16 protein-coding genes and 1 pseudogene are annotated in these 20,977 nt (G+C 52.7%); 9 read left to right on the forward strand and 8 right to left on the reverse strand.

The window, feature by feature from the left end:
• Positions 1 to 126 precede the first annotated feature (126 nt).
• From EPZ47_RS03825 to EPZ47_RS03850, 6 genes and pseudogenes are all read left to right on the forward strand, one after another.
• A complete protein-coding gene (locus EPZ47_RS03825; RefSeq protein ID WP_135843607.1) occupies positions 127 to 1,089 on the forward strand; it encodes a hypothetical protein in 963 nt (320 codons plus the stop codon).
• Between the two features lie 228 nt (positions 1,090 to 1,317).
• Positions 1,318 to 2,586 (forward strand): annotated as a pseudogene (locus tag EPZ47_RS03830) (transposase).
• Positions 2,587 to 2,935: 349 nt separating this feature from the next.
• Complete coding sequence (locus EPZ47_RS03835) at positions 2,936 to 3,592, forward strand: hypothetical protein (protein WP_135843608.1); 657 nt, start codon at positions 2,936 to 2,938, stop codon at positions 3,590 to 3,592.
• Between the two features lie 207 nt (positions 3,593 to 3,799).
• On the forward strand, positions 3,800 to 4,234 hold the full coding sequence (gene tnpB, locus EPZ47_RS30320) for an IS66 family insertion sequence element accessory protein TnpB (RefSeq protein WP_238346743.1): 435 nt from the start codon (positions 3,800 to 3,802) through the stop codon (positions 4,232 to 4,234).
• A 577-nt stretch (positions 4,235 to 4,811) separates the two neighbouring features.
• Positions 4,812 to 5,807: a hypothetical protein gene (locus EPZ47_RS03845; RefSeq protein ID WP_135843609.1), complete on the forward strand. Its 996-nt coding sequence runs from the start codon at positions 4,812 to 4,814 to the stop codon at positions 5,805 to 5,807.
• A 395-nt stretch (positions 5,808 to 6,202) separates the two neighbouring features.
• Entirely contained in the window at positions 6,203 to 6,883 is a 681-nt protein-coding gene (locus EPZ47_RS03850; RefSeq protein WP_135843610.1) for a GNAT family N-acetyltransferase, read from the forward strand.
• Between the two features lie 396 nt (positions 6,884 to 7,279).
• On the opposite strand, the gene EPZ47_RS03855 is transcribed toward EPZ47_RS03850, so the two are convergent.
• The 8 genes from EPZ47_RS03855 to EPZ47_RS03885 form a co-directional block, all read right to left on the reverse strand.
• Complete coding sequence (locus EPZ47_RS03855; RefSeq protein ID WP_092474948.1) at positions 7,280 to 7,585, reverse strand: hypothetical protein; 306 nt, start codon at positions 7,583 to 7,585, stop codon at positions 7,280 to 7,282.
• A gap of 247 nt (positions 7,586 to 7,832) precedes the next feature.
• On the reverse strand, positions 7,833 to 9,662 hold the full coding sequence (gene mobH / locus EPZ47_RS03860) for a MobH family relaxase (RefSeq protein WP_135843611.1): 1,830 nt from the start codon (positions 9,660 to 9,662) through the stop codon (positions 7,833 to 7,835).
• A 543-nt stretch (positions 9,663 to 10,205) separates the two neighbouring features.
• Complete coding sequence (locus tag EPZ47_RS03865) at positions 10,206 to 11,069, reverse strand: integrase domain-containing protein (protein ID WP_135843612.1); 864 nt, start codon at positions 11,067 to 11,069, stop codon at positions 10,206 to 10,208.
• A 1,187-nt stretch (positions 11,070 to 12,256) separates the two neighbouring features.
• Positions 12,257 to 13,057, reverse strand: coding sequence for a GIY-YIG nuclease family protein (locus EPZ47_RS03870; protein WP_238346710.1), 801 nt, complete (start codon positions 13,055 to 13,057; stop codon positions 12,257 to 12,259).
• Between the two features lie 82 nt (positions 13,058 to 13,139).
• Complete coding sequence (locus EPZ47_RS30325; protein ID WP_238346711.1) at positions 13,140 to 13,475, reverse strand: DUF4238 domain-containing protein; 336 nt, start codon at positions 13,473 to 13,475, stop codon at positions 13,140 to 13,142.
• Between the two features lie 16 nt (positions 13,476 to 13,491).
• On the reverse strand, positions 13,492 to 14,142 hold the full coding sequence (locus EPZ47_RS30330; RefSeq protein WP_238346712.1) for a DUF4238 domain-containing protein: 651 nt from the start codon (positions 14,140 to 14,142) through the stop codon (positions 13,492 to 13,494).
• Between the two features lie 150 nt (positions 14,143 to 14,292).
• Entirely contained in the window at positions 14,293 to 14,850 is a 558-nt protein-coding gene (locus EPZ47_RS03880; RefSeq protein ID WP_135843613.1) for a hypothetical protein, read from the reverse strand.
• 678 nt (positions 14,851 to 15,528) lie between these two features.
• Positions 15,529 to 15,924: a DUF6338 family protein gene (locus EPZ47_RS03885; RefSeq protein WP_238346713.1), complete on the reverse strand. Its 396-nt coding sequence runs from the start codon at positions 15,922 to 15,924 to the stop codon at positions 15,529 to 15,531.
• 374 nt (positions 15,925 to 16,298) lie between these two features.
• Here EPZ47_RS03885 and EPZ47_RS03890 point away from each other — a divergent pair, with 374 nt between their 5' ends.
• Genes EPZ47_RS03890 through EPZ47_RS03900 form a run of 3 tightly spaced genes read left to right on the forward strand, consistent with a single transcriptional unit; the run spans position 16,299 to position 20,837 of the window.
• Positions 16,299 to 17,402: a ComEC/Rec2 family competence protein gene (locus EPZ47_RS03890; protein ID WP_135843614.1), complete on the forward strand. Its 1,104-nt coding sequence runs from the start codon at positions 16,299 to 16,301 to the stop codon at positions 17,400 to 17,402.
• A 2-nt stretch (positions 17,403 to 17,404) separates the two neighbouring features.
• Positions 17,405 to 19,636 (forward strand): Mov34/MPN/PAD-1 family protein, encoded by a 2,232-nt coding sequence (locus EPZ47_RS03895; RefSeq protein ID WP_135843615.1) that lies wholly within the window; start codon positions 17,405 to 17,407, stop codon positions 19,634 to 19,636.
• A complete protein-coding gene (locus EPZ47_RS03900; protein ID WP_158296347.1) occupies positions 19,629 to 20,837 on the forward strand; it encodes a patatin-like phospholipase family protein in 1,209 nt (402 codons plus the stop codon). The genes EPZ47_RS03895 and EPZ47_RS03900 overlap by 8 nt, the downstream gene beginning before the upstream one ends.
• Positions 20,838 to 20,977: the final 140 nt, after the last annotated feature.

Raw genomic sequence — 20,977 nt, forward strand, 5'->3', positions numbered from 1 at the left:
AACCGTCCGCTGTACACCGATGCATAATTGTCGAGAGCGGCGGACACTGGCCAAATGTAGGCGTTCAAATTTGCAAACATGGGAATGACCTCCAACATTAATTTTTAATCGATTGTAAGAGGATGCATGATGCTTAGCCAAGATAGATATTGCTTAACGATTAATGTTCTTGGTCGTGCTCCTGAAACCGATATATCGAAGGAGGAGTTTGAGAGCATTAAGCAATGCAATGCGGCGTTAAATGCCGCTTTAGCTGTCGAAGAAAAATACGAGCTTATCACTTGCAATTATTTAGAATATGAGCAAGACCTTTTGAACTGCGCTCTAGCTCATCAGTTGCGGTTCTCAGCTGACTATACTGACATGTTTGATGAAATCACAAAATTTAATAGACGGATCACAAATATTTTAACTTCGACGCGTATGTACATGGATCATATGCCGAGACATTTAAAAAGGTGCTTGCCAGCCGAAGATAAAACTGAAGTGGAGTCTTTTTTTGAGGGGCTCACACATGGCGAATACGACGCATACTTTGAATATGCTTTCCTCGAAGCCTTGAGAAACCATCTTCAGCACGCCGGCCTATGCGTTAGCCAAGTAACTTTAGATAATAGGAATTATCCGGTAAGCGATGGGGGGCGTCTATGGGAAAATCGCACTCTAGTCTTCACCGATAAAAAACTGCTTGGTGGAAATCCAGATTTTAAGAAAGCTGTAATTAATAGAATGCCTGATAAGATAGAACTAACAACCGCAATACGGGTTTACGTCGGCTGTATTTCTCGAATACACGATAAGGTTCGCGATAAAATTCAAATATCAGTTGATGCTGCTCGCGCCTCGCTTGAAGAAATACTCAAAAATTATAGCGACCTGTGCGCGTCACCCACAAAGATGGTGCACGCTAATCGTTATTCATCTGCTCAAGACAGCCCGGAAGAGATCGTGCTGATTTTTTTCGAGTGGGACAACATTAGAATCAAGTTGCAAAATAAGAACATGAAGAATTCAAATCTTGCACGGCATTATGTCAGTAACCGTACGAATACAACAACGATCCTACCTGAGACGAGTGACCCTGCCTGATTCAGCGCGGCCATGTGAGCGGCATATTAACGTGGAGGGGGTACGGGAGTTTCGCCATAGGTTTGCCACGTCTTACATTTTTTTGCAAGTGAGGGCGTTCATAGTGATGGCTATTTGCTGTGTATGCCGTTCTGGAATGGCTGCTTCTGGCCGATTCTGTTGAAAAAGTAGCTCCTCTGTCTGGCCTGCGGCAAAATCTTCGCACCGGCCAGCAGGGAAGCACGCAGCATGATGGGACAGTTATCAAGTGGGCAGGAACGGCTGTTTTACTCGTTCAATCTAGAAGATCACATCCCAACCAATCACCTGCTGCGCAGCATTGATCAGTGCCTCGATCTGAGCGATCTACGCCATTACCTCGCCGACTTCTACAGCCCGATTGGGCGTCCATCGATTGATCCTGAACTGATGATCCGCATGCTGATCGGTCGGCTACTGCTATGGCATCCGCTCTGAGCGGCGACTGTGCGAAGAGGCCCATTTGAATCTGGCTTATCGCTGGTTCTGCCGGTTGAGCCTTGAAGATAAGTCCCTAATAACTCAACCTTCTCCAAGAATCGACACGGTCGTTTTCGGGACAGCGATTTGTTTCGCTGGTTGTTCAATGAAGTGCTGCGTCGCTGCATGGACGCTGGCCTGGTCAAAGGCGAAGGCCTTGCCGTGGACGCCAGCATCATCAAAGCGGATGCGAGTCGGCAGCACGGCGTACCGGGTGATGAGCCAGTCAACTGGAGCGATCCGTCCCTGAGCAGCCGCGCCGTGCGTGAGTACCTTGAGGCACTCGATGAGGAGGCTCTGGCCGAAATGCTACCGAAGCGCCTATCGCTGACGGATCCTCAAGCCCGCTGGACCGCAGCTCCAGGTGGCCCGGCGTACTATTCCACGAACTGATCGATACCGAGCACGGCGCCATCGTCGATGTGGAACCCACACCGGCTTATCGGACAGCTGAGGTCGAGAGCACCAAGACCATGATCGACCGCGTCGAAGCGCACGTGCCGGTGTGGGACAAAACCGAGCGCAAGAACGACAGTTTTTCGAGCAACGATTTCCACTGGAATGAAGAGGCTGAGGAATACTGCTGCCCGGCCGGCAATGCATTGCACAGTGAATGGCGAGCCTTCAAGAATGAGCGTTCGCATGTTACCAAAGCCAACACCATCATCTTCCGATCCCGACAAACCGACTGCGCGAACTGCCCGATGAAAGCCCAGTGCTGCCCGAACACTGCGTTTCGCAAAATCGCTCGCAGCGTCCATGAAGCGGCGCGAGATGTGGCTCGGCTGCATCGCAGCGACGGCGCAATACGTGCGCTCTCGCCACGAACGTAAAAAGGTCGAAATGTTGTTTGCCCACCTCAAGCGCATCTTGAAATTGGATCGCTTGCGACTACGTGGCATGAGTCGCGCCAACGATGAGTTCACGCTGGCCGCCGCGGTGCAGAACCTGCGCCGGCTGGCCAAATTTTTACCGCAAGGGCCACCGGTCACGGGATAGGTGCGCCTGCACCAAGCAAAAACCTCAAACTAACCCAATAACCGAGCAGCAAAGGTCAACGAAGGGCCGAAAAACCACTCAATGTGGTGAGTAGGTTCTCTGGTGGTGCCGTGCCTGAGTTCAGGCGAGCTGAAAATCCGACTTTTTCAACAGAATCGGCCGATAGCTGACCTTCGAGAATCGCTCCTTTCGGCCAGAAGCCGGCTCTTATCGTCTATGGCTATTGCTCGCTCTCTATAGCATATTGAATTTTCTTTGAAACATATCAACCTGAGAGCCTGAATCAATGGATTGGAATCGTGTCAACGTATGGACTCGGACCCTGTACGCAGTGGTGCATTCATTGCACATGGCGAAAGAAGTGGATTTTGGTGAGCTGGGGTCTCTGGATGAAAGATTCCGCGATGCGAACGGATGGATTTCACCAGCCTGTTCGTACCCCTCTACGCTATTGCCCTCAAAAACCAGGAACAAAAAACTAGAGTTCAGATTAGATCCGGGTGAGTATTTTGGGGAAATTTCTAGCCAGTTAATCAAGATGCTTATTCAAGATCTGGCCGTGATTTTTGACGAGATGATGGGAGATGCCTTAACCAAGCTTGGACTTAAAGCGGGCGATATGCCGCAATCCAAAGTTGAAAAGCTAGCAACTCTAATTAAGAAAGAATATAAGTGGTCAGAGCAGGGGTGCCTTGAACTCATTGCTGTAAGAAACTCTTTGTGTCACGCGAACGGGCGCTGGAACAAAAAATCCCTGGCTATAATTTCTGAGTTTATTGAGCCCTTACCTGAGGTTGGAGAGGAAATCACCGTCGGCTTTGAGATGCTATTTAATTATAGGAAGGCGATTCGTACGTTTCTTAATCAAGCGTGCCCGCCGGCGGATAAACCAAAATTGAGTAAAAAGAAAAGTAGTTCCACAAAATCAAAGAAGAGAGAAAGGCGCCTCTTAAAGCAGGAAAGAAAGGCCCTTGCCAGAACTATAATGTACGCTTCTAGTCCCTGAGAAACGGGGTAAGTGATCCATGATCCCCACATTCCAAGCCCACACTTGATCCCCGATGCTGCGCTCCCGATCTCTTTTTGGAGCCAGCCCCGCCATGATGCGACCCGATGCCAAAGTCGAAACAGTGTACCTCTACCCCAAGCCGGTGGACTTCGAAAGTCCATCGATGGCCTCGCCGCGTTGGGCGAGCTGGATATAAAAGTGGCCGTGTTCGATCCGGTGCTTTTCGTTTTCCTCAACAAGTCCCGCAACCGCGTGAAGATCTTGTACTGGGAGTGCAACAGCTTCTGCCTTTGGCTCAAGCGCCTGGAATCCGAGCGCTTCAAAACGTCGCCCGATACTACGGACGAGGCGATTATCCTCAGCGTCCAGGAACTGAACTGGCTGCCCGATGGTTTCGACCTCTGGCGCAACCCTCCTCATCAGGTTTTGACGCCGCGCTTCGGCCTGGGTACCATTCCCATGGCAGATGCGGAATGCTTCAATATGGTCGACGACGCGCTGCACGGGGCCTCCGTGCAGGATGGCAACCGGCTCCTCCCCGAGGAGAACCTTCACTTCCCCCCAGTCCTCCTCCGGCACGTAATCCTCCAGCATGGGAACGTCCGGCAAAGCTTCAATCATCGCGGCACAAAACTCTGAGAACTCCTCATAAGTGGTCATGCGGGCTGGCGAGAAACTATTTTCCGGCGTAGATACCAACAAGCTAAAAGCAAGTAGGTGCTTGACTTGGCTCGCACGATTCGGCTGCCAGAGGTCAGAGATATTCACGGCCATCAGAGCATCCCCCGGATGGAACCGTGTGAGAACCTCGCGCACCCGGCCACAAGAGATTTGGAAAGCCTGGTCAAATATTTTCCGTCGTTCGGCCATCGCCTCCTGCATTACGATCGATAGGTATGGTTTTTTGGCCGGCACTCGATTCGACTTTTTGATCTTCTTTTTGCTCAATTGCCTTCTCCTTGTGTCCCTGGCTGGCCGGACGAGATCAAACGGGTAAATTGGCCCGGGATCTTTAGACACATTTTCCCGTCGGCTTTTGGCCGATTATTGCCTCTCGCGAAGGGCAGGAGTCGGCTGAAGCGTTCAGTACGACGTGATTACGAAATCTGAGGGTACTTATGCTGTACGTTTGGACAGGCTGGTTGCATAGCCACTGATGTGACGATACCATCATTAATCGATGGTCAAGCCTCGCCCATGAATTGTGGAGTAGCCCATGTCGTCACCTCTTACAGCCACTTGCGAAATTAGGTATCTAGAGGAAATCAAAAGTCTTTTCGCTATTGATTTCGATTGCCTGTTGTCCAAAGAGACCTACAGCCATCCTTTACGCTCCTATCATCTGATCAAATCGGAAGCGCAGTGCCAGTTTCTCAAGAAAGGTAGTCGGTGCGGGCAAGAGCACTCTCATGGCTACGCTGTGGAGTGCAAAGGAGGGCAGCAAGTATTGATTGGCAATTGCTGCGCATTCAATCATCTAGGTCTTGATGACGACCAGGTCAAGAATGCACTTCGAGAGCTGAATACCGCAGAGCGTATTTCTATCCGTGCCCATAAAATAAGCGAAAGGCTTAAGGAAAGAACGGAACTGTTAACGCGCGTTAAAAGCGCTCTCAAGCAGTTACGCCACCTAGAGGCGCAAATTTTCCGAATCCGAGAGGCGTTCCCCGTGCCGGTTTTCGATAATCTGGTGGAGCGCTGGCGTCGCAACTCCCTTCAGGTAACGTGGGAATACCAGATCACCAAGAAAGACGAAAAGGCAAAAGGCAGGGACGCAATTGAACGCCGGTGGTATCCACACATTTGTGGACTCATTAAAGGGCTAGGCCTTTGGCTGGATTTGGACGCTCAAAACTATCAGGAAAAGCTTTACGCCTTTCTACATCGAGTCGAAGCAATTCCTACCAAGAAACGTCTATCCAAGGCTGAACTGGACGCAACTGAGTCAATATTTCGAGAGCTTGGAGCTATTGCAGTGATCGAACGAGAATTTGGAAATCAGCAAAAATTGATTGTCGATTTCCTTGAACCATCGAACCTGGTGTTGACAGTCCAGCTGGTTAAAACCCAAACGCTCCGAGCCAAGAATGTTGAAGCCATACAGCAGCTGACTTCGACATTGCTCGACGTACGTCCCGATCGCTTCGTGGCAGAGGTCGATCAAGACCTCATCCGCCGTTACGGAGCAACGGGTATTCGCATCGCATCATAAAACCAATTCACAATAAAGGCGCTCGGCGCAGCGCCTTTATCTAAGCTATCGACTGCTCACTCTCTGACTTCGAGTCAACCTGCGTAGAATCACCGTTCATGATACGCCTAGAGTTCGCTTTTTCCGTAAAACACTAAGAAAGTTGTTAGGCGATACGTATGCTGTTGACGAAACCAACTCCAGAATTTCTGCTCATTGTAATAGGTTTAAATCTAGGCCTATGTATCGGGAGCTCCCGACGACGACAGACGTGCAGTGCGGGCTGACAGAGGTTTTTCCGGGGGTAGAGCCTCCTTTCAGTCGAGTAGGACTTGAGCGACTGGCTCAATGCGTCGAGGACAGCCCTACTATCCTCACTTCCTCTCAAGCCGCGTCCAAAAAATCAAAGGAATAAAATGTCCATCGTTTTGTATCACCAAGCCGGTCCAGATAAGTCATCAATTGATCAAGTTTTGAACCTGGTAGCATCTTTCTGCACGGATCTCAGGCTTGATGCTATTCCAATCAGTAACGCTTTCTACAGCTTGTACCAATGGGCGCTCGTACGTGAAGTCGATTCATACATCAGGCGAATAGGACACACGAGTGCTCCCGTTGAACTGCTCTTGGCTTTCGATGAAGTAAAGCTAGACGAAGTAGTTGGATTTCTTCTCTACCTCCCGGTGATGAAACAGCCCAATGCGTGTGGGGTGTGCTACATGGCCGTGAAGAGTTCTTATCAACGGCGTGGGATTGGGAAATCGCTGCTAGCTACAATGCTTGATCGTTATCCTCACGCCGAGTTGACGTGCTCAGTCTCGAATGTGCGCTTTTACGAGAGCGTGGGATTTAGCGTGGTTGGCACTCACAGCTCCCAAGTAGCGATGAGTACCAGAGAGCAGCCCACAGAAGGAGAGATATTACTCATAGACGCGAGATCGATCCTTGGATCTCCTGAGGCGCGGCAACGCCAAATGGAGCTAGAGCAGCGTTGGGGCAAAAAAGAGATGCGATACGCGATACAGCAGTTTGAACGTCACGTTTCCAAGCTGGTTCTTCAAACCAATGAGTTTGTAAAAGCGCGGCTTGGGCGGTAGAAAGTGAAACGTCCCTAATTTTCAAGACTCATTCGAAAGTCCGCCGTTGGCCGTTCTCTACCGGTCATGTCTGCTGGTCAAGTCCGATGCAAATGACTGGTCAGGTCGAATGCAAATGGGTGGGCAGGTCCGTGCAATTACCCAAATTACTCAACGGCAGGAGAAGTTCTTAAAGAATTGGTAGATAACGCATGGGATGCGGATGCAGAAGAGATGGGACGTGCATAAAAAAGGCGGCGTCCAATCAAGGGAAAGAAAGGGTGGGCGGAAAATTTGCTGGGTGATGTCCGCTGTGGGAGAGTCGAGCTCGCTGTCTTGCCCTTTGCCAAGAACCGCGAAAAAAATCACCTGTCGAAGGACAGGTGATTTTCGTGGTTTCAGTAATCGCTAAGAAAACTATAAGAAGACTTTCATCGCCCCGATCAAAATGCCAATCGTCACGGCGAGCATGGAAGCCATACGAATGGACAACTTGAGATCGGATTTAGCGATCTCTACAGTCAGCCGATGATTAGTATTAGCAATCTCAGCGGTCGCCTTGCCGATTTCAGCAGTTAACCGCTGGTCAAGACTTGTGAGATCACTTTTCGTCGCGAGTAGTGTGAGCATGTCAGATTCCAATGCTTGGATAACAGCTTCGGCTTTGAGCTCAGGCACGTCGATTGCGCGCAGTGCCTGATACATCGCCAGTTCCATTTTCATTAAGGCCTCCTAAAACAAAAAAAGGCCTTCCCCACGACGGGAAAGGCCCGTCGTGGGTGGGAAAGTCATGCTTCCATCGACATTCAAGTCGACTGTCCGCGCTGCCGGAAGCTATGCGGTCATATGATGGATCCTGCGGAGAACCGCAGCGCCGTCTTGAAGATCCTGGCGGCTGGTGCTGAACGAATCAGCCAGATGCATAGCAAAAATGCCCCTGGGGGGCGTTTGCTGTCAATCCGAAAAGCGGTTATCGAGTGTTTCCTAATGTTGTGTGAGGCTTCTCACTGCCTGGCGTCACCAACTTCAAATTCGGGTTGTTGGAGGACGAATCGCTTATCAAGCCATAGTGCTTTTTCAAGAAATAGCCGTGCAAGAAACGTGTTCTACGCGCGCCGCTGAGCTCACATGTCCAGATGCAGCGACCGTTCGCTTGTATACGGTGCAGTTTCATTTTCCCAAAGCGCCTTTGAACCCATTCCCAGTCAGACTGGCCCTGTCTTTTCGAGATGCAGGCGAAATGGGGAAATGCTTTCGCGTAGCGTTGGAAGATTCCAGGAGTGACCAAGAAGAGTGTGTCTTCGACGGAGTGCACCAGCGCTTGATCGTCATTCATGATGATCTCCTGAGTACGCACGCCTTCGATCAGCCACTCCATGAAGTGTTCGCCGCTTGGCTTCGCATACTTGTCTGGTACGGACGGTTCTTCTGCTGAAGGGGCACATTCGGTGATAGGTGCGGACTCGGAGTCTTCAGGCCACTTGGAAGGCGCGCCGAATTGATTCCTCAATGGGTCGAGAGAGTCGGGTGATACTGTATCTGACAGTGATGGATCTGGTTGTATGGTTATGGTCGCTGGCTTATTGGTCTCAGTTGCAGTGGTCGCCCGCGCGGGGTCATCGCTGGTAAACGGTGCCGCAGACGGGCCCTCAAGTAGATCAACTGTCACCTTGCCCGTGAAAGCAACTGGACGCGCTCTACCGTTCCAGATCAATGCCGGTAATAGTTTCAGGACAGTGAAGTTTTGCAACCAACCCCTCTCGCTCGTGACAGTCACTTTCCAGATGGCTTCCCCATCGGCCGTGGGCAGGGCAATACCGTACTCCAGCAGTACATCGAGTACAGCGATCTCTTGTTCTGGCACTCCATCAACACCCTGAGAGAGGAGGTGGTGATGAAGCTTGTCTGATACGTTTTTGCTGACCAGCCATAGAGCCTCTCGCGTGAGCCAGCCATCCGAGGCTTCGGGCTGGTTGAGCTTTAGCTCTGAGGCGAGCAGGTAGCGAAGGCTGTCGAGGAGTTTGTGTCGCAGTGCATGTTTTGCGGCAGACATCGCGTTAATTGGGCCACTTCCCATAGCTTTGGCTACTGAAGCTTGATTGGCTTGAGTAATGAGGGCGCCGAGTTCGCCAGTATGTTCGCTATGGCCAGACCAGTGGAATATTAGAGAGGCCCACAGTTCAGGAAAGGCGGAAAGCCAGTCTAGGATTTCCCTGCTTAATAGCTGCTGGATCATCAGGCAGGATGCGGTCCCGCGCAGTCGATGCTCGCGGTCCTTCCGGTATCGAAATTGGTAAGGTCGAGTCAGCGGTCCGTGCCATGGGTGCCAGGCGCAGCCATCCGAATATTCGACTTGGACATCAATCGCAATCTTGCCAAGGTTTTCTCCCAGGCTGGCGTATACCAGTGCGGCATTCCACGCTTCCGCTTGAGCTATCTGAACTTCTGGTTGAGCTCCTGAGGGCAGTAATCGTGATGGGCGCATTTTGAGAGCGTACGTAATTACTTCCAGGCCATGGTCCAACATCCCACCGGAATATGCATGGTGCTGGCTTTCGGAGGCTGGCAGAAATTGGACCAGTTCGGCGTATCGTCTAATTGGGTCGAGATAAAGTTTATCGAATTGAGGGCGGGATACGGCGGTGCACTGCCAGATCTGCTCCAGCAATTTTTGTTTGTGGGGAGCGGCCAAGAGTGATTTTGCAGATTGGGGAGTGGTCAGACCGGCGGGTGATGTTGGGCTGGCTGCAGCGGTAGGGCCGAGTGCACGCCGAAGCTTGCGATGGAACAGCGAGAACATAATTGCTCCTGTCGAGAAGAAGAGGAGGTATTCGCTTGGCAACGATATGGGCAGCACTCATGAGTGATGGAGGAGTGCTTAGCTTCGAAGCGCCGATATAGACTTGTCAGCGGGCAAAGCGCGGGCGAGTGAGCTGGATTAATCCCTAGAGACAGCGAGCGGCTTCTTGCCACGTCAGAGAAGTCCCTCAGTCATCCACGTTTGCATGGCTGACCAGATGACCGAAGCCGGGAATGCTCGCCGAGCAGGCATTCAATGTCTCGTGCCCATAGGACACGCATCCGGCAAGCGCAGAAAGATTAAATGCGTTACTACGCATCTCCGTATTTGCAGGAAATACGCTTGGTTAGGTCGAGGCGCTAACGAGGTGCGGAGCAAGACCGCCAGAGTCCAGCTCTGAGAATGGCGACTGTCATGGAAATGGCCGCTCGATCGTTCGGGGCAACATTCGTTGAAGCCTAGGCATCACGAGTACCTGGAGCTTTAGCCCCCGAATGTATGGAGAAGCAGACTTTCACGACTCATTGAGTTCGAGCCCCCTGATTATCGTCCAAGGTATGTCGCAGTAATTTGTGTTCTCTCATGCCCAAGTTCACGGCTGATAATTTGTCGAGCGACACGGTCTTGAGAACGCTGCATTGGGCTCAATTCCCTGGAAGAGATTCCTCCTGCCGCCGGTGCCTTCCGCCCTGTCAAAGCTACGTAACGGCTTTGTGCATAATGATGACGTAGCCCATGCATGTGGCTCAGGCCTGCTGCCTTGCACTGACCGTCGTAAGTGTTTCTCTGCTGGATATACGTTTTCTGAGCCGGGATTAATGAGCCGGTTCCCGCTAGACGATGCGCCGCGTTCAATACCTCGCGCTGTAGCGAAGTGGTGACCGGCACAGAGCGATCACGTCCACCCTTCGTCCATGAGCCCTTGAGGAGAATGTGATCTCCTTGATCCGCATACTTGGGCTGAAACTTGATCGCTTCCTCACGGCGCAGTCCAAATGCCGACTGAAGCTGGAGGCTCATGTGCACATGAGCGTCGGTGATCTTGCCAAGGCCTGTTCCCAGTTCCTGGGCTTTGCTGACGTTAGTGACGAAGCGCCGGTCGGCCACTCCCAGTTGCGTGTTGTCCGTGGGGAGAATGCCAGCCTTGCCGATTTTTTCAGCCCACCATCGAAGGTGCGCAAGCCGATTTTTGATGGTGCCAGGTGACAGGCCTTCGCCTTGCCAGCGATCCAGCAGTGCCAGTACGTGTTTGCCCTTGAGCGAGGGCGCTTTCATCTGCCGGAAACCAGACTCGCGCAGTTGGCGGGCGATCAGCCCCAGTGAGCGGATACGGTCGGCCTGAGTGTTGTGACTGCCATCGCGATTGCGTCGGCAAAGTTGTCGCAGGGTGTAGGTCAAATCGTCCATATCCCATCTACGCTCACGGGCTTTGATTTGTGTTGCTGTTCTGTCCTGAAAATCATTGGTAAGTGTTGGTGCCAACTCGCTAGGCGAGATCCCCAAAGGGCAGGGGCATGGTGTTCAGGAAACACCGGTGTCTCGGTTGAGACGTCCGTCTTTCTTCCTGCTGGAAGGTCATACGGAGATGGAGCGGGATGAACGAGTTTTTAGCGTCGATGAGTACTCCAAGGAAATGGTGGGATAGTTAAATGGGAGCAGTCGGCGTTGCATAAAGGACCGCTGCCTAGGACGATGCAGTAGCGGAACATCATGGAATAAATCCGATAGAACAAAAGTGGCTCCGCCCCATCGGGTATGGGTCGGTATGCTTTTGGAGCCTTGCTTACCTGGCTAACTCCATCCTGCTGGATCAGCGCTTGCAGGAGTCTTGCGCTGTTGGGATGACGACGTTCGAACCTGTCGTCTTAGGTTTTTGCTGGGCCAGTGTATGGGGGCATCATCATGTATGCCGCACTCTTTAGGGTTCAGGATTTGCCCGTGATGTTGGGGCGTCGGCTGGGCCGTCACTGCGGATTGCAGTGACGGCCCGGCTCATGACTTGTGTGCATCCGTGCAGAGATGGGCTCTACGGCAGGTGCATATTTATCCATGGCTTGTGGTACTGACGTGGCCTTCGGCCTTGTCGGCTTCCTGCGCAGGTGCGGCATGGTCCCCATGCCACGCCTGCGCAGGAAGCTGGTGTGAAAAGCGGAGGAGGGAACTACATCGTCCATGCACGCCATGTGAGTGGCACTGTATGTCGCTCGTTACCGAGCCGTATCGACTATGTCGGGTCCAGTTGGTCCAGCGCGCGGTTCAGCGCCAACTCGCACAGCATGATGACCTGCGCAATACCCGGCAGGGTATGCGATTGATGCCCTCCAACTGATCTACCAGGTCCAATGCATGATATTAGCCAATGCCAGCGGCTCGCAGACATGGGCGAGCAGGTCGGCGACGTTGGTATCTGGGTCGACCGAGAGCTTTCTGTCGGAGGTCTGAAGTGGCTGATAATTAGCACCGCAATGGGGCGATTACGATCCATTGCAACGAGCAGCAGTCGATCTGTATCTGACGTTTGCCAAAAGGCAAAAAACGGCCGAAGCAGCCTCTTAAATGTGTCTACGAAACCCGCGGCGATTCAAATGGTAGGCTCACGTTGGGGATAAGATCTGAAGCGGTTCTAAAGATTCGGCTTCGAGGTATAGGGGCTTAGGGATAATCTTTTGCATGACTACTTCAATAAGAGATATGGAGTTGGCTTGCGCCGCTACTGCTGGCCAGTATGTTGGCTGGCCAGGTAAGCTCGTTGGCTTAGGTAGGTTCCCCCAATTCTGCACATCGGGAGCGTCAAAGCTGGCGGCGAGCGCCCGCTGAAGCCAATAGCCTTCAAAGTAAGTGGCGTTGCTCTGAGTACCTGCAGCCCAAGTGAGCACTACTGCTTTTACGTCAACTTGTTCGCGCGCCGCCCACTGGAACAAGGCAAAAGAACCGCGTCCCTCCCGTTGCCGATGAAGGTGATCGCGAAACCGCTTGCGCAGATCGGCAGCCTGCCCCACATAACATGCTTTGCGTTCGCCATCATCGCTATGGGCGGTCAGAGCGTAAATCCAGAACCCTGTTGTTACCTTGCGAGGTCTGGGTCCCTTAGCTCTGTGTTCTTTTGGTGGGAGATCATTGAAATTGAAACGGACCCGCAGCCGCTTTCCGTTTTCACACTTGAAACCCGCGTAGTCGATGCCGTTCCTCGTGCCGATCAAACCATGGCAGGCTGCAACTTCCATCAATTGCTCGCGGCTCTTGATTTCTCCTGAGTCGATTGCTGCCTGCATTGAATTCTTCAACGTCAGTATGTTTTCGATTGCTTCCCGATTCATTCCAGCTCCTTGAACTACTCCAACTACGTAAGAGATCGCACTGACTTGAGCAGTCGTTGCATTGGGTTTGACCGTCATGTTTCGTTGTCCTGACCTGTCGAGATCGACCAAAAGCAGATCCTCAAGGCGATGACACCGAAGCACACTGTGGTAGTTCGGCTTAGTCAATCAGTCCCTCGGTCGCCAATTTTTTATGGTGTCGCCGCCCGATCTGCGCTTTGAAGGGCCGAATCGCGCTCTCGGTATCTCCGATGATATGCACCATGGCTTGGGCAGCCACTTTGGAATTGAGCTCCAAGACAGTAGCTTCATCAACCTCATTCTTGCCTGGAGTGAACCGCTTAGAATCGCAAATGATGTAGGCTATCCGGGGTGAGATTGGGTAATAGAAGTCAGCATGCTTAGGTGCAGCGAATTCAGTCTCTGATACACTGGGGTGCACATTGACAACAGGTTGATCGGAAGTGATGAACCTCGACTTGGTGTCATTTATCAATAATGCGTGTCTAGCGTTATTTGCGATCTGCGTACAGGCTTAATCCAAGATTCATCCCGAACATGTAACTCAGAAACCACCATGCATGCGCGATCGCGTCGGTCACTTCAATCTCAAGGGCAGTGCGCCGAGATAGAACTTGAATCGCACCATCTCGGAAGGTCTTCGTGCGGGATATCTGGTGACCGAAAAACGCCATGAACTCGCCCATATTTTGTTGATCCTGCAATACATCGAGTTGCTCATCGGCCAGCGCAGCCAACACTGGGAGCGCCGCTTTTTCGTGGGACGCGTGTAGATTTTCGAGCAAATTACACTTCATTGCATGGAGATGACGCTCGACTTCCGGGGTCTCGGAGCCAGACCTACGGTAGATCGTCTCTGCGTGCTGCATCATCAGGAAGTCATTTAGGTACGACATGTGCTGTTGTTGAAGACGTTCGGGGCTTTGTTGGGAGAAGCTTTTGATTACTTCGACATGTATGTTGGTAAGTGTTGTAGCCTTGTAAAAGTTGTCGTCAGCAGCTATGGCTCGTACGCTGTCGAGAGCAATTTTCCCTGTCTTCGTGGTATAGAAAACATTCTTCGTCCCGTTGCCCCATCGGGTCAGGTACTTTGCCCAGATGTAATGGTGCCGCTTCTTGGCTTCGAGGTCTTTAAGCGACATGGGCGTCCCTTCCATTGTTTGTTAGCTCGCAAGCTCTCAGCCTACAAGTATCTCGTCAAGCCGGAGCCTGTACCTGCTTTGCTGGATGCTCATCGGTGAACTTCCGGTCAAAGGCCCGCTTCGGGTCGAAATCGGCCTGTTGCGAGCAGCTTATTTGGCTTCAGAGATAGCAGGTCCGACCGCCTTCGCCTTCCTCCCCTTAATCGAGTCTTTGAGCATCCTCCTGAATGACCGATCTGGCTTGACGACACGTGACTGCCCGTTTGTGAAGCGAATGGCAATCCGGAAGGTTGCTACGTCCAGCGCATTGCGCATTTCTTCGCGAATCGTGAAAACCCAGTTTTGCTCTCCCTCGATCGGGAACCCGAAATGAGTTTGGTCGCCATCGTTGAGTGGCAGGAATAGTCTGTCGGCGAACGATGTTGGCCTATCCATCTTGATGAAGCCCCAGTTCCGTTTGAACGGAAGCCCATACCTCATCCAGATGCCAGACACCTTGAACTGACGCCCTCCAGTATTCGTCACCATAATGGAGACGACTCTGGTGACTGTGGTGCCGTCCACCATGTCTTTAACGGAGCAGTCCACTGAGGCTTTCAGCCGGTTCGCATCAGCGGCTAAGTACAGCGCGACGCCCGATGCGAGCACCGATCCGGCTGCTGACGCCCAGTCAGCGACGGAACCCCAGTTCAAATTTGGAAGATCCATTCTGCACTCCAATAGTCGCTCGATTTCTAGATGAAAGCCTTTGGCCATCTGGGCAGCGTGTGCCAGAAGCCCCCCACTGACTGGTGAAGCTGATCAATGGGATGTCTGGATGCTAGTAAACATTGGAGCGTTGATACGCAACATGGAGCTTCCGATCAGAGAACAGTATATCGACACTGTCATCCCCTACGCCGTTGCCACACCGTGGAGCCAGCCCATCAACCCACCTCTCGATAGTTCCTCCTTGATCTTATGAGCTCAGCCTCATCATGCTAGCAGCGGTATGGGCCCAACACCCTGGTGGAATTTCGCCGCATGTTTTTGGCTCGATATAGTTCGTCCGCTATGATTCGATACCTACGTGCCGAGTGGGCATGACTACTACAGGGAACAAAAAAGTGGATGAGAGAGGGAAACTAGCGCTGAGTGCTGTGGGGCTCATGATGCTGTTTGGATCGATTTCATGCGCCAGCTCCACAGTCACCCTGATCTTGCACACCTGGGGTATGGCCGTTGAGTTCGGCGTGAGAGAAGTACTCGGTTACATAGTGGCCACTGGCATTGTGGGCATCCTGTCCCTAGTAGCAGTGCCGGTGCTCTTTTCGATTGGTGCTGTTATGGCCGTCGGGCCATGGACGGAGGAACGGAGTAACTAACGTGGCTGCGTGGGTGCACACATTAGTGATCTGACCCCTTGCGGAACGCAAATACCCATTCTGGATACGAGGCCCGCGACGTGAATCCGAGCTTCCTTGCGATTCCGTATAGATAGTCATGATTGGATGCGTATGACAAACCTAGGCCCAGGCATACCGCGAGCGCAATCCCCCACGTAGCCTCTACATCGGTGGTCCATAACCCAATCACCAACCAATGATCACCCATCCACAGGAGGGCTTTTGAGATTCCCGATACGATAATGGTGATGATGCCGGTACCAATCAGAGCCTGAACCGTCCGCTCGAACTGACCTGGTTTTTTTACGTCTGCCAGCCAGTAAAAAATCATCGTCGTGATGAAGCCCGGTATCAGCATCTGCACCAGAGGGAGAATCTTCGTTGCTAGGTCTTCCACTGCCTATTCCATTGAGTGATGCCTGTTAGCCATCGCTATAGCGGTGGGGGCTGGATCTTAGATAGCCATTTTTGGGGCGGTGTCCGTTCAACACATTGGAGGAGGACGGTGTCCTTTTTAGCCGTCAGAGATGCGTCTCAAGTGCCTATACCCCAAGCTAGGGGTTAGGGCGAAGGTACGACAGCAACCTCGTGTTCGCCTTTAGGATAAGGGAAGGGCTGTGTGGTCTGCACCAGCCCTAAGAGACAAGAATTCCTGAGGAAGTCGCTTATTGTGCCTGAATTGATTTTCAGGCACTGCATGTAGTAATTTCCAATTGTGATGGATGATGGCCAAAAGCCAGTCTAACGACTACCCATGCTAAGGGACCTAGTATGCATATTGTTCGGTTTTTCCCCATCGGCAACGCCGATACCTGTCTCCTCGAGCTGGCCAACGGACGTCGGATTCTCTTCGACTTTGCTGACATGCATAAAGCCGATGATCCTGAGGACAAGCGTTGCGACTTGGAAAAGGAGCTGCGGGACATTCTGGGTGACGACAAGACAATTGACGTAGTCGCGTTCACCCACCTCGATAAAGACCATTGCAATCGCGCGAAAGAGATTTTTTGGCTGGATCATGCCGCCAAGTATCAGGGTGACGATCGCATCAAGATCAAAACTCTTTGGGTACCAGCACACGCCGTCCTGGAGGTGGGGGTCGAAGGGCAAGCTCGTACGCTTCGTTCTGAGGCGCGCCACCGCTTCCTTCAGGGGGAAGGAGTACGGGTATTCTCTCGCCCTTCGGAGTTGGATGATTTCCTCACCGAGCGGAATATCGACCCGGCGAAACGCCGCAACCTAATCAGCGACGCAGGCACAATTTGCCCAGAATTCAATCTTGCTCATGATGGTGTTGAGTTCTTTGTCCATTCGCCGTTCGGCAAGCGCGAAGGTGACGAGGTCGTTCGCGTTCGCAACGCCGATGCGTTGTTTATGCAGGCTACGTTTGAGGTCGAAGGTCAGCAGACCAAGATGATCCTATCGGCAGATGTACCCCACGACGTCATCGATGACATTGTGTTTGTCACCCGATACCACGACCGTGAGCACCGCCTTGAGTGGGACATCAACAACATCCCGCACCACTGTAGCTATACGGCTCTGAGCGACGAAAAAGGCGAAGAGAAGACCGTCCCTTCTGAGTCGTCGAAATGGCTCTACGAAGAGGCCGGCCAACCGGGCGGGCTCTTGGTATCTACCAGTAAGGTCATCCCGACTGACGACCAAGATAAGCAGCCACCGCATCGCCAGGCAGCCGCATATTACAAAGATGTAGCCAAAAAGCTGGGCGGTGAGTGGGTCGTCTCCATGGAGCATCCGACGAAGACGAAGCCAGAACCGCTAGTCATTGAAATCAAGAGCACCGGCTACAAAGTCCGTAAGCAGACGCCGAAGGTGGTCATCACCACCCCCGCACCACGCGCGGGAATTTGACCATGGGCCAGGAGTACGAAGCGCCGCGCTCCTCTCTGGCTCGCTCAGTAGTGCGGTACTTGAGTGAGTCGCCGAACCACCCGTATGCGACTCTGACGAAGGTGAGCCGTAACGGTACTCACGACATTCTCGACATTGAGCTTGACATCGAGCTGGAGCAGCGGCGCCGGGTACCGATTCAACCACGGGAGCCAATTCAGCTTGTTTTCATGTCCAACGACGACTCTTGGCAGCCACGGGTGCTGTCGAGTCGTGAGGATTTTCCTGTAGGTATGGTTCACACCAACCTGGATCGTGACGTAAGCGGTGGTCTGGGTTTGTGTATTTGGGAGGAGGGCTGGACCGACTTGGCAACCAATCTCACAGGTCAAGCCTTGATTGAAAGGATTCGAACCTGGTTCTCCTCGATGGCCGCCGGCACTGTTCACGATGAAAATCAGTTCCTCGAACCACTGATTCATTCGGGTTCAAATACCCTGATAATTCCTTCAGGGGAGATGCTCGGCCCGTGGTATATCCAGATTGCATTCAAGCACGAAGGCCATACCACCATTGGAATGTCTAGAGAGAAGCCCGAGAAAAATGTAGAGGGCAATAATTTCGCCATCTATACACCGCAACTTCCTGGACTGCTCCACCGTGGTCTAGCCAGAACGCCTTATGATTTAGGGGCGTTACAGCGCCTCTGCCTCGACCTAGGGTTTGATTTGGTACAAGACTTGGCTCGGTGGTTGATAGAACCTGCTCAATTGAATGGTGCAGATAGTCGGCAACCGATGTTGATCCTCACGGTACCCAAGCGACGGAGGGCCGATGGGCCAGATGAGCAGCCGGAGGTATGGTGTTACACGCTTGGTGAAAACCTTGCCCAGCTGGGGGAGCGACTGGATGTAACCATCACCGAACCAAGAACTGGGCTCACTACTTCCAAGCTCTTCGGAAGTACTGCTAACGCAGATATTTCGTCCATCGCCATGGACCCTTGGCGTGTCGTTCAGAGACTCGATCGCGCGACCGCTCGTCACTTCGCCGGGACTGGGCATGGGAGTGATACTCCATTGCTCGCGATTGGTGCTGGGGCAATCGGCTCGAATGTGGCTATGATCGCAACCCGTTCGGGGATTGGGCCGTGGGTCTTAGTCGACGGAGACATTACGCTGCCGCATAACACTGTGCGTCAGGTGCAGAGGAATGCTTCGGTAGGATATCCGAAGGCTTCCGTGTTACAGATCGATCTAGATTACGTCTTGGAAGAGGGCGGGAATATCTCGATCCCGGTCAGCGTCTTCACACCAGGTGATCATTCGGCGGCACTCGATGCTGCAATACGTAGTTCTGAGATTGCTGTGGACTTTAGTGCATCTCCTGCGGTGTTGGGCTGGTTATCGGATCAACCCGTGAAGCGTGGTGTCAGCGCATTCTTCGGCCCTGACGGATCTGATTTGGTTGTCCTAGCCGAGGATAACGCCCGAGATACCCGAATCGATGAGCTTGAGGCTCAATACTTCTGGGCTGTGGCTACCGAAGCGCAGCTGTATGGGCACCTGGCTGCCGCACGAGTGGATCGAATTCGGTATGCAAATGCCTGCCAAGATCTTTCACGTCCTCTTCCTCCATGGCAGCTTCAGACGCTTTGTGGTCTTGCTGCCGGGCAATTGGCGCAGCTCATTGAAAGCGATAATGCAAGCTTCAAAATCTGGAGGCTCACTGCAAAAACAGGCGCTGTACACGCATTGGCTTTGTCGGTGCAATCAGTCAGTCGGTTTGAAACTGGTCAGATGCGAGCAACGATTACAGCCGAAGCCGTTCGAACAATGCGAGAGCTGCGTCGCCAATCGGGAAGGAACGAGACAGGAGGTGTTCTGATCGGTACTTTTGACTTGGTGCGCAACGTGCTACACGTTGTTGCAGCACTTCCTGCTCCTCCAGATAGTAAGCAAGCACCAACCTATTTCATTCGAGGCATCAAAGATCTTAAGCCGCGCATCGAAGCGTTGGCTGACGGCTCTGCTGGACGTTTGCATTACATCGGCGAGTGGCATAGCCATCCCGGAGGTGTGGCGGCTCGGCCTAGCGCTGACGATGAGAAGGTCTTTGCCCACCTGGATACCCATTTGGGGCCACTAGGGTCGCCATATGCGATGTTTATTTGTGGTGAGCGGGACAGTTGGCTTCGTGCGGGATGGAGCGAGCGTGGCGTGGTGGAGGGAGTAGTGACCTATGAGAGTGAGTGATGCCCTGCTGGTTTCTCAGGATGAAGGTACCGACAAGATAGCTCTAGCTCTGTCGGGCGGTGGCTCTCGGGCTATGGCATTCCATTTGGGCTGCCTCCGCGCATTGCATGACCTTGGTGTGCTTCAGCGGGTGTGTACCATCACTGCGGTTTCGGGTGGGAGCGTATTGGCAGGCCTGTATTGCAGCCACCCTGGAGACTTCGAGGCCTTCGAGGCCAGATCACGTGAGATTCTTCGTGAAGGCTTCGCCAAACCTGCGCTCTGGAGGGCATTAAGTTCTGCTGACGGGGTTAAAGCCGTAGCTTATGCCAGTGCGCTGGTGGTCGAGCGAGCGGTAGCATTTTTCTGGCGAATGGGTCAGCGGGTACTCCGTAAGTGGAAGGCGGGGGAGCATTGGCCTAACTCAGCACCATTTCTGCGCAAGGCCAGCCGAACCACCATCATGCGAAATGTCTTCAGCAAGACGTTCAACGGCTGTCTGCTCAAAAATCTCCGAAAGGATCGACCACAGCTCATTGTCATAGCCTGTGAGCTGCGAGCAAAGGCAGCGTTCTACTACACCAGAGATCGCCTTCATTGCTGGCGGTATGGATCCGCTAGCTCTGAAGGCGTCGAGCTGGCTGATGCTGTCGTGGCCTCAGCAGCATACCCGGCATTTCTTCCTGCTCTCGATCAGCGACTGCTTTTCAGTAGGGCATCGGAAGAGCAGGCTTATAGGATTACCCTCACTGACGGGGGTGTTTACGACAACCTGGGCTTGGCTCCACTTTGGCCCGACCGAGACTTTTCGGAAAGTCTCTCGGTGCCGCGCCATGATTGGATTATTGCCTGCCGAGCAGGTTATGGCCTCGAGGTCACTGAGCCCGCTTCGATGTGGGGGGCGCGCATGGGGGCGTCGTTTGAGAGCGTGTTCGCAAGAGCCCAGAACCTTGCAATGAAACGTCTTTTTGACCTCAAAGACCTAGGCAAGCTCAAGGGCTTCATGTTGCCCTATCTCGGCCAGAAGGACAGCACCCTCAAATTTACTAATCTGGACATGGTTACCGCCGAGGCCACCGCTGGTTATGCGACCAATTTCAATGCAATGGACAAGGAGTGGATTGAGCGGCTAGTAAGGCGAGGAGAGCAGATTGTCCATGCGCAGTTTAAAGAGCATTGGCAGTCATACATGTCCCCTCCGCCAGTCAAGGCCGAGATCTAATCTCCTAACGCAGTGATGGCCATATGTGATGAGCGAGATGCCTGGTTTCGAGCCGGTTGGCAGGAGCGTGGAATAGTGCACGGAGTAATTGTTCATGAAAAAGTATGAGACTTTCCTGCTATCTGCTGGGAGCAGCTCAG

It is taken from the genome of Pseudomonas viciae (genome assembly GCF_004786035.1).
GTDB classification, from domain to species: domain Bacteria; phylum Pseudomonadota; class Gammaproteobacteria; order Pseudomonadales; family Pseudomonadaceae; genus Aquipseudomonas; species Aquipseudomonas viciae.